The following is a 509-nucleotide window of genomic DNA, read 5'->3' as shown; positions in this document are numbered from 1 at the left end:
CCCTATAACCGCGATCGGGAAGTGGGAAAGCAGGTACCAGGGTGGCGGATCGGGCCGTAGTACTGATGATCCGCGTGCAGCAAAACGCGTGGGGAGGGAAGGGCCCGGACCCGTAAGCAAATCCGTATGACCGAAAGGAGGCAAGGGTGCCATGACAAAAACACCCGTCAGTTTGCAGGAGCTAAGGCGACGGATATATCAAAAGGCGAAGGCTGAACCTACACATCGTTTCTGGGGACTATTCACTCACATCACCAAGATGACAACCCTTCAAGAGGCGTATCAGCTTGCGAAGAAAAACGGAGGTGCCCCGGGCATTGACGGAAAAAGCTTTGCAGATGTAGAGCGCGAAGGAGTCACCCCATTTCTGGAAAATATACAAGCCGAACTCCTAGCAGGAACGTATCGCCCACAAGCGAATCGTAAAGTAGAGATTCCGAAAGCGAACGGCAAAATGCGAACATTGCAGATTCCGGGCATTCGAGATCGCGTGGTGCAAGGTGCACTAA

The 509-nt window shown here is 53.0% G+C and carries 1 pseudogene; it reads left to right on the top strand.

The window, feature by feature from the left end:
- Window positions 1–151: 151 nt before the first annotated feature.
- Window positions 152–509: pseudogene (locus PPOP_RS10805) on the top strand (hypothetical protein); the annotation flags it as partial.

The sequence above is a fragment of the Paenibacillus popilliae ATCC 14706 genome, assembly GCF_000315235.1.
Taxonomy (GTDB): domain Bacteria; phylum Bacillota; class Bacilli; order Paenibacillales; family Paenibacillaceae; genus Paenibacillus_B; species Paenibacillus_B popilliae.
Note: the sequence above shows the minus strand (reverse complement) of the source record. Positions and strands in the feature narration are given on the sequence as shown.